The sequence below is a fragment of the Clostridium intestinale DSM 6191 genome (assembly GCF_900130055.1).
Classification (GTDB): Bacteria; Bacillota; Clostridia; order Clostridiales; family Clostridiaceae; genus Clostridium_T; species Clostridium_T intestinale.
The window spans coordinates 37,584-43,686 of record NZ_FQXU01000019.1 but is presented as its reverse complement, the minus strand read 5'-3'; the positions used below and the strand labels follow the sequence as shown (position 1 = coordinate 43,686).

The 6,103-nt window shown below is 28.9% G+C and carries 6 protein-coding genes; 5 read left to right on the top strand and 1 reads right to left on the bottom strand.

The genetic code is table 11. From position 1 onward, the window contains the following. Nucleotides 1-327 precede the first annotated feature (327 nt). Entirely contained in the window at nucleotides 328-1,395 is a 1,068-nt protein-coding gene (locus BUA92_RS20950; protein ID WP_021800519.1) for an NAD(P)H-dependent flavin oxidoreductase, read from the bottom strand. A gap of 189 nt (nucleotides 1,396-1,584) precedes the next feature. On the opposite strand from BUA92_RS20950, the gene BUA92_RS20945 reads away from it, so the two are divergent. From BUA92_RS20945 to BUA92_RS20925, 5 genes are all read left to right on the top strand, one after another. Further along, nucleotides 1,585-2,955, top strand: a complete 1,371-nt coding sequence (locus tag BUA92_RS20945) for a VgrG-related protein (protein ID WP_073022602.1) — start codon at nucleotides 1,585-1,587, stop codon at nucleotides 2,953-2,955. Nucleotides 2,956-2,966: 11 nt separating this feature from the next. Beyond that, nucleotides 2,967-3,458 carry a hypothetical protein gene (locus tag BUA92_RS20940; protein ID WP_073022601.1) on the top strand — a complete coding sequence of 164 codons (492 nt, stop codon included), beginning with the start codon at nucleotides 2,967-2,969 and terminating at the stop codon, nucleotides 3,456-3,458. Nucleotides 3,459-3,469: 11 nt separating this feature from the next. After that, nucleotides 3,470-4,609 (top strand): DEAD/DEAH box helicase, encoded by a 1,140-nt coding sequence (locus BUA92_RS20935; RefSeq protein WP_073022600.1) that lies wholly within the window; start codon nucleotides 3,470-3,472, stop codon nucleotides 4,607-4,609. Nucleotides 4,610-4,723: 114 nt separating this feature from the next. After that, the gene (locus tag BUA92_RS20930) at nucleotides 4,724-5,242 is read left to right on the top strand and encodes a DUF3284 domain-containing protein (protein WP_021800521.1); all 519 of its coding nucleotides are present in this window, start codon (nucleotides 4,724-4,726) and stop codon (nucleotides 5,240-5,242) included. A 34-nt stretch (nucleotides 5,243-5,276) separates the two neighbouring features. Continuing rightward, a complete protein-coding gene (locus BUA92_RS20925) occupies nucleotides 5,277-6,029 on the top strand; it encodes a carbohydrate deacetylase (RefSeq protein ID WP_073022599.1) in 753 nt (250 codons plus the stop codon). The last annotated feature ends 74 nt before the right edge of the window (nucleotides 6,030-6,103 follow it).

The following is a 6,103-nucleotide window of genomic DNA, read 5'->3' as shown; positions in this document are numbered from 1 at the left end:
ATTGAAGAATTGAAGAATTGAAGAATTGAAGAATTGAAGAATTGAAGAATTGAAGAATTGCACTTCTACTTGGTAGACACGCACTGCTGATCTGTAGAAGTTCGAAGAACTTCATCAAATTCCTTATCTTTCTCAGAGTCAGTCTAATCTTTTTATAATTGGTAAAGGAATCTAACGAGACTTGAGAAGAAGTCTCCACAGGGCAGTAGTGCAGCTTCAATCTAATCCTTTTATATATTTAATAAGAAAGTAAACTGCCCTAAGAAAGCAAGAAAGCAAGAAATAAAAAATTCTTGCTTTCTTCAACAATATGAAATAAAAAGATTTTTAAGCCTCTAAGATCTCAGCTTCAAGACTATCCATAAGTTCTTGAACTTTGACTATCTTATCTAAGCGATATGCATTTTCTCCACAGAATACTAGACCATTATCTACATCACCTTTAACTGAGTTTATCAAAGCTTCAGTTATGCAATATGGGGTTGTAGCTGGATTACATGGGGTTAAACAAGCGTAACACCTAGTAACTTTAGAGCCTTCAAGTTCAACTTTTTTCATGAATGGATTTTTTATAGCACGACCAGGCATACCAGCAGGACTTTTAACAATACCTATATCTTCACGTGAACTGCTTAAATATGCATTTTTAAAGTTGATGTGAGCATCACATTCTTCAGTAGTTACAAATCTTGTAGCCATTTGAACTCCACTGGCACCAAGTTGTAAGTACTTTGCAATATCGTAACCAGTAAAAATTCCACCAGCAGCAATTACAGGAATAGATTTATTATATTTATCCTCATAAACCTTAACTGCTTCAACTATATCAACTATAATTTTATCGAAATCTATGTTATCTTCAATAAGTTCTTCTTTAGAGAATCCTAAATGTCCTCCAGCCTTAGGGCCTTCTACCACTATAGCATCTGGAGCTACACCATGGTGTTTATCCCAAAGTTTTAGAATAACATTACAGGCCTTTAGTGAAGAAACTATAGGAGCAAGCTTCACATTAAAACCTTTAGCTAATTTAGGTAAAGCCGTTGGAAGTCCAGCACCTGAAATTATTAAGTCTACGCCAGCCTCTATAGCAGCTTTAACATGCTCATCATATTGTTTCATAGCAACCATAAGATTAACACCTATTACTCCATTTAAAGCATTTTCTTTAGCTGTTTTTATATGTTTTTTTAAGGCTCTTAGGTTAGCTTCAAGATTGTTAGTATAAAAATCTTCTTGGTCATAACCTATTTGAGCGCCTGATATTATACCTATACCACCTGCATTAGCAACAGCCGCAGCTAGCTTAGAAGAGGATACGCCTACACCCATCCCGCCTTGTATTATTGGTAGTTTAGATACTAAGTTTCCTATTTGTAGAGGTTTTATATTCACCATACACAACTCCTTTATATTAAAAACCTTTGAAAATAAAATACTTTCATAATCAAAGTATTTTATAGAGTAATTATAGATTATAATTAGAGAATTAACAAGAAAATTTATTTTGTATAAATATTGAATGAAAAAAATATATAAATTTAATGTATAATAAGAATATACGTATTCATATAGGAGGGGATTATGAAAAATAAATTATTAAAAGTGGTTGTTACTAATTTATCATTAATTATTTTTACTTCTATTTTTGGTTATGAGGTAAATGCTTTAGAAATAAATCCAGATATAAATGGAGATAATATAATTAATGAAGAGGATTTAAATGAATTAAGTAAATACTACAATACTAATAGAGAACAATTTGATTTTAATAAGGATGGTATAGTTGATATTTATGATTTTACAATTATAAGTAAATATATAAATAGTGATTTATATAAAACGTATAATTCTAGTGGAGTATTAATACAATCATTTAAAGTTGGAGAAATAGATAAAGCAATTCAGTTAGCAGTTACCGTAAATGGAAGAGTACTTAATAATAATGATGGACAAACTATATGGGACAAAACAGCTTATTGGGGTTTCAATGGAGAAGCCTCTATCGGAAAATATGATAATTTATATGATGCGATAAAACATACTGATAACTTATTAGGAGGGAGAGTTTTTACCCAATATGGTACAGAAATACTAAACAACTCAATTAACTTCAAAAGAGCTATAGGTGTAACAAATACAAGTGGTTTAAATTTTAGAGAAGCACCATCAACATCATCAAAAGTGATAAGTGTTTTATCTGATGGAGTAATGGTAGAAATACTAGGAAAGAACAGTGAGTTTTATCAAATAAGGTTATATAAAAAAGATGGGACATTTACATTAGGATATGTACATCAATTATATCTAGATATAATACAGGATGATAATGTTGAATCTAATTTTGGTTATATAGCAGCAAAATATGAATCGAATTTTAAGGTAGGTGCAATTTCCGATAATCCGCAAGATAAAGGAGGCCCATCATTTGGAATGTTCCAACTTGCAAAAAATGGTTCATTAGGAGCATTTATGATTTGGCTGCAAAGTGAAAATAATTATATATATACTATATTAAATAATGCAAAAGTAGCTGATAGTGATTCATATGGAACAAATTATAAAGCTGCTTGGAAAAGTATTGCAATAAATAACTATGAAGAATTTTTTAGAGTTCAACTAAAGTTTGTAAAGGGTCAATATTATGATCAATTTTTAAGAATATGTAAAAATAATGGATATGATCCGGGTGTACTTTTAAGTTATTATTCAACTAAAAATATGATATTTTCTACCTCTATTCAACATGGAGCCAATGGCGCATTTAATATAATTTCTTCTGTAGATAAAAATGTATCTATAAAGGATTTTATTACTAATGTGTATGATAATAGGTTAAATCAAATCTCTCAATCCTATCCAATAGATTCAGATATATATATAGGAGTAAAAAAAAGATATATATCTGAAAGTGGAGATATAAAGAGAAGCTATGATAGAGAAATATCATATTAGAGGTGATAAAAATGAAGAATAAGGTAGTAGTGTTAGTAATTATTTTAATTTTTAGTTGTACTTTATTTGGAGTAAATTATTATCAAAAAGTAAAAAATAATGAGAAAGAAGAGAAGACTTTTGAAAATGAACAAGCTAATATAAAAGATGATGAAGCTTATGGAGAAGAAATGATATCCTCTCTCAGTATTATGTATAAAAATATGGTCAACAATAAAGAAGCAAATTTATCATATTTAGGAGATATAATAAATACTAAGAGTGAAGCTTACTTAGTAATTGAAAATAAAATAAAAGAGTATAGAGAAAAAAAAATAACCATAGAATATTTTGATTATTATATTGATAAGATGGAAAAAATAGCGCCAGATGAGTTTAAAGTATACATAACTTTAGATGAATCTATATATAGGAATGAAAAAAGTGAAAAAGATAAAAAAAAAGTTGAAATAAAGTTGAAATTAGTGGATGATAGAGGAATATACGAATATAAAGAAATATAAAGAGGTAAACAATGAGTATAACATTTGATAAACTTAATTTAAATAAAGACATGGTTGAAGCATTAAAAAACTTAAAGATAACAGAGGCTACAGAGGTACAAGAAAAATCTATACCTTTAGCTTTAGAGGGGAAAAATATTTTAGCTCAATCAGAGACAGGAACAGGGAAAACTTTAGCATATCTATTACCATTAATAGAAAAACTTCAAAAAGATAAAAAAGAGATGCAAGCTATAATACTTGCGCCTACTTATGAACTTTGTATGCAGATACATAATACAATTTTAGAACTAAAAAAGGAAAGCAACGGTTCTATAACTTCTACTCAATTAATAGGCAGTGCTAATATAGCTAGGCAGATAGAAAAATTAAAAGATAAACCTAACATATTAGTTGGATCATCTGGAAGAGTATTAGAATTAATAAGAAAGAAAAAAATAACTGCGAGTACAATTAAAACTATAGTTCTAGATGAAGTGGATAAACTTTTAGATAACAAAAACATTCCTTTAATAAAAGATATAGTAAAAAATACACAAAAGGTTGATCAATTTTTGATGTTTTCTGCAACTATTAATAATAGCAGTTTACAACTTTCTAAGGAATTAGTAGAAGATTTAGAGGTTATAAGAGTAAAGGGTAGTAATAAAGTAAATGAAGATATAACTCATAACTATATTATGGTTGAGGAAAGAAAAAAGGTTGAATATTTAAGAAAACTTATACATGCAGCTAGACCTAAAAGAGCAATAGTGTTTATAAGTAATAGCTTTAATGTTGATCAGACATTAGAAAAATTAAAATTTCATAAAATAAATGCAGCAACTATTCATGGAGATATAGATAAAGATGAAAGAAAAAATGCATTAGAAAGTTTTAGAAAAGGAAAAATTCAAGTATTGGTGGCATCTGATGTAGCAGCAAGAGGATTAGATATAAAAGGAGTTACTCATGTAATTAATCTAGATACACCAAGAGACCCTAAAAATTATCTTCATAGAGTAGGTAGAGTAGGTAGAGCTGGAGAAAAAGGAGAAGCATATTCTTTAGTTGATAATAGGGATCTTAATAACATTAGAGTATATGAAAAAGATTTAAACCTAAAATTTAATAGAAAATATGTTTACATGGGAAAAGTATTACAAGACTAAGAGTTTTAACATGATAAAATATTGGAAACTAATAAAAAAACAGTTATAATGAAATTAAGAAAATAAAAGGCGGATAATCCGCCTTTTATAATATTATCTTTGGAGGTAAACTATATGAGCATGCATGAAAACGAAGTCATACTAGATTATTCAGTTAAGGACTTATTTGGGATCTTTATTAAAGTAGCAAAAAGAGATTTTCCTAATTTTAAAGAAAAAACAGCAGTAGGAACCAAGGTTGAAAAAAAAGTTGGAGCATACTCTGGAAAGACAGCAACTATGACTGTAGAAATAACTGATTTTGAGAGAAATAAGGTTTATGAGATAACTAGTACTAGTCCTAATGGGCAAGTATATACTTCAAGATATGAGTTTGAAGAGTTAGAAGAAAACAAAACAAAAGTATCTCTTAGTGAGACAGAGGCATCTGGAGGAATATTTGCAATTATTAATTCTTTTATAGTTAAATACTTATTTAAAAAGAGAATAAATAGAAGATTTGAATATTTTGTAAAAGGACTGGAAGCAGAGGCTAAAGACTTAATTGAGAGAAGAGAAAATAGCGGCAGAAGAAAAAATGAAGACGATGATGGGGAAGATGAAGTAGAAGAGATAGCATCAGAAGAAGAATAAAAGATAATAATTAATGATGAAGGGACAGGGTAAAATGAAAAAAATTATAATAAATGCCGATGATTTTGGATTAACAAAAGGTGTGTCATTAGGTATACTGGATTCTATGGAAAAAGGTGTGGTAACAGAAACTACTGCCATGGCAAATGGACTATATATAAAGGAAGCTATTGAAGAGGCAAAAGTTAGAGGCGTAAAAAATATAGGAGTTCACCTAACTTTAACCTGGGGTAAACCAATACTTCCTAGAGAAGAGATAAAATCTATAGTTTCAGAAGAGGGAAATTTTTATAGAAGAATAGATTTAGTTGAAAATATAAAATATGAGGAAGTTAAAAAAGAATTTAAAGCGCAGATAGAAAAGATTATTTCCATGGGAATAGTGCCAACTCATTTGGATGGTCATCATCATGCATTTGCGTTTACAAATGAGGGGCTAGATGTTGTATTTGAGCTTGCCAAAGAATATAAACTTCCAGTGAGATGCCCATTTATAGAAAATTTAAATTACTTCAAAGATAGTAATATAAAAACAACGGATGATATGTGTATTGATTTTTATAATGAAGGAGTAAGTGAAGATTACTTAATAAAAGTATTAGAAAACGCTAAAGATGGGGAAACGTTAGAAATAATGTGCCATCCAGCATATGTAGATGAGGATTTGATAAATGCAACCTCATATAACAAACATAGAGCAGAGGAATTTAGGGTTTTAACTTCAGAAAAAATTAAAACATATATTAGAGAAAATAATATCGAGCTTATAGGCTTTAATGAAATATAAATAAAAATAGATGCTTCTAAAAAATAGATTTTTAGAGGTGTCTATTTCTTTGTAGTTATATAAGAAGAAGAGAT

Coding starts and splice junctions, on each gene's coding strand:
- BUA92_RS20945 (WP_073022602.1), top strand. CDS start 1,585: ATGAAAAATAAATTATTAAAAGTGGTTGTTACTAATTTATCATTAATT.
- BUA92_RS20940 (WP_073022601.1), top strand. CDS start 2,967: ATGAAGAATAAGGTAGTAGTGTTAGTAATTATTTTAATTTTTAGTTGT.
- BUA92_RS20935 (WP_073022600.1), top strand. CDS start 3,470: ATGAGTATAACATTTGATAAACTTAATTTAAATAAAGACATGGTTGAA.
- BUA92_RS20930 (WP_021800521.1), top strand. CDS start 4,724: ATGAGCATGCATGAAAACGAAGTCATACTAGATTATTCAGTTAAGGAC.
- BUA92_RS20925 (WP_073022599.1), top strand. CDS start 5,277: ATGAAAAAAATTATAATAAATGCCGATGATTTTGGATTAACAAAAGGT.